General features: G+C 64.4%; 2 protein-coding genes. Both read left to right on the forward strand.

What is annotated here, in order from left to right:
* Positions 1–1,113, forward strand: a 1,113-nt coding sequence (locus LGZ98_RS23310) for a VasL domain-containing protein (RefSeq protein WP_262978680.1), incomplete at its 5' end; no start/stop codon positions are given.
* A gap of 21 nt (positions 1,114–1,134) precedes the next feature.
* Positions 1,135–2,876: type VI secretion system Vgr family protein (locus tag LGZ98_RS23315; protein ID WP_262978681.1), on the forward strand; the 1,742-nt coding region annotated here is incomplete at its 3' end.

Genomic DNA, 2,876 nt, shown 5'->3' on the forward strand with positions numbered 1-2,876 from the left:
GGGTTTACCGAAGGCTGTGAGCTGCTGGCCGGGGTGATGGTCAGCCAGTGGGATGAACTGTGGCCGCCGCAGCCGGCGGTCCGCGCCGACCTGCTGGACTGGTTTAACACCCGCTGCGGCCACGCCTTACGCCAGCACGATTACACCGCCCGTGACCTGCGGATGATTTACCGGGCCGAGCGGGCCTTACAGCTGATAGTCGACCGGCTCCAGCAGTCCGAGCTGAAACGCCTGCCGAAGGTCGACAACCTGTTGTGGTTCTTCCAGAACACCGCCAAAAAACTGGAACAGCCCCGTATCCTGCCCAAACCCGCCGCCAGACCGGCGCAGATGCCGCCGCTGGTTTACCTGGCCGAGACCACCGCGCCGGCGCCGTCTGAACCGGACCCCGGCGACGACACGGAATACGACCGCCGTCAGCCCAAAGTCCAGGTCCGTTTCCCTGCGCCGCCCCCGCGGCCGATGAGTGCCTTACAGGGGTTCGGCCTGGGTCTCTTACTGGGGGCGTTTGTCCTGACCGGCAGCTGGCTGGGCCTTTACCGGCCGCTGCAACAGCAGCTCACCGCCCTGACTGACACCCCGGACGGGGCCAGGCTGGCCTGGCTGTACCGCCCCGACCTGCAAACCTATGCCCAGCAGTTAACCCGGTTAGCGGACGCCTCGCCGCTGGTGGTGCTGCAACAGGCTGAGCAGCTGACCGGCATGGCGCAAAAAACCTGGCCGCAGGACCGCCGGCAGCAGCGGGCAACGCAGCGCTGGCAGCAGTTACAGACCCTCCGGCGGGAAAACGCGCCGGCGCCCGGCAGCTGGCAGCAGACCGGGCATCAGCTCCAGTTACTGGCGGACAACATCCTGGCACAGGAGCGCAACCGGGGCAGTTTCACCCTCTCTTACCTGAAAACGGCGATTTACCAAATCCAGCACAGCCACCACCGTGATATCCCGCTGGAAGAGCTGCTGCGCCAGCTTTCCGCCGCCGTCGAACAGGGACAGCCCGTCTCACCGGCGCTGATAAAAAAGACCGACGACCGTTTTAACGCCCTGCTCAGCCAGTATGACGCGTTGCAAAAAGCCGCCGGGCTGACCGCGCTCCCCGAGCCGCTCCGCCCGTAAATTCAGAGAAGGAACCCTTATATGTCATTCCAGAAAAAAACCGCCGGCGCCGCCAGCCTCGCTCAGCAAATCGCTGACCGGCTGAGTCCCCAAAGCGCCGGCGGGTTACAGTTTACCCTCACCGCCGGCGGACTGCCGCCGCACACCTTCGTGGTGGCCGGCTTTACCCTGCACGAGGCCCTCTCCACCCCGTTCACGCTGACCGTCAGTTTAGCCAGTGCCGACCCGGCGATTGATTTCGCCGCCGTCCTCGACCAGCCCGCCACCCTCACCATCCTGCGCGCCGGCCACGTCGAGCGCGCCGTCACCGGCATGGTCGCCAGTTTTGTCCAGGGCAATACCGGCAAACATCAGACCCGCTATGACATGACCATCCGGCCCGATATGTGGCGCGCCACCCTGCGCCAGAATGCCCGGATTTTTCAGCAGCAGGACATCAAAACCATCCTCACCACCCTGCTCAAAGAGAACGGCGTGCGGGATGTGGCGTTCAGCCTGCGCAACCCCCACCCGGAACGGGAGTTCTGCGTCCAGTACCGCGAAACCGATTTTGACTTTCTGCAACGACTGACCGCCGAAGAGGGGATTTTTTACTTCTTTGAATTCACCGGCCATAAAAACACCCTGGTGTTTGCCGACGACGCGGGTGCCGTGGGCAACGGCCCGGTGCTGCCCTATCACCCCGACGACGCTGAACAGGCCCAGCAGTTGTGCGTCACCCGGTTGACCCGTCAGGCGCAGGTACGGCCGGCGGTGGTCGAGCTCAAAGATTACACCTTCAAAAACCCGGCCTGGGCGGCGGAGTTCCGTCATCAGATGCGGGAACAGGACCTCCAGCATACCGGCTATGAACACTTCGATTTTCCCGGCCGCTTCAAAGACGAACAGCACGGCGCCGACTTCACCCGCTACCGGCTGGAAGCGCTGCGCAACAATGCCCTGACCGGTGACGGTGAAAGTAATGCCGCGACGATGCAGCCCGGCGTGCTGTTCACCCTGACCGGCCATCCCCGGGACGACCTCAACCGGCTCTGGCAGCTGGTCAGCGTCACCCACCGGGGCAGCCAGCCGCAGGCGCTGGAACAGCGCGCCGGGGAGAGCGGCACCACCCTGCGCAACGATTTCACCTTCATTGCCGACAATCAGCACTGGCGCCCGGCCCCGTTACCCAAACCGGCGATGGAGGGCCCGCAGATTGCCAACGTGGTCGGCCCGGCCGGCGAAGAAATCTACTGCGACGCGTACGGCCGTATCCGGCTGCAATTTCTCTGGGACCGCTACGGCCGGAACAACGACAGCAGCTCCTGCTGGATACGGGTGACCCAGCCCTGGGCCGGGCAGGGCTGGGGCATGCTGGCGATACCGCGTATCGGGCAGGAGGTGGTGGTGGACTTTCTTAACGGCGACCCGGACCAGCCGATTGTCACCGGACGCGCCTACCATGCCAGCAATCTGCCGCCGGGGGACCTGCCCGGCAGCAAAACCCAGATGGCCTTGCGCTCCAAAACCCATAAAGGGGAAGGCTACAACGAGCTGCGCTTTGAGGATGCCAAAGGCCGTGAAGCCCTGGCGCTGCACGCCCAGCGGGACATGCACACCGTGGTGAAACACGACCAGACCCTGGTGGTGGAAACCGGCAACCGCCAGGTGGCGGTGAAGAGCGGCGATGAACAGACCCGCATTGAACAGGGCAGCCTCACCGAAACCATCTGCCGGCTGCGCAGCACCGAAGCCAATCAGGTGCAGGTCAAGGCCAGCGCCGG

Origin of the sequence: Photorhabdus kayaii (assembly GCF_025384895.1) — a bacterium.
GTDB classification, from domain to species: domain Bacteria; phylum Pseudomonadota; class Gammaproteobacteria; order Enterobacterales; family Enterobacteriaceae; genus Photorhabdus; species Photorhabdus kayaii.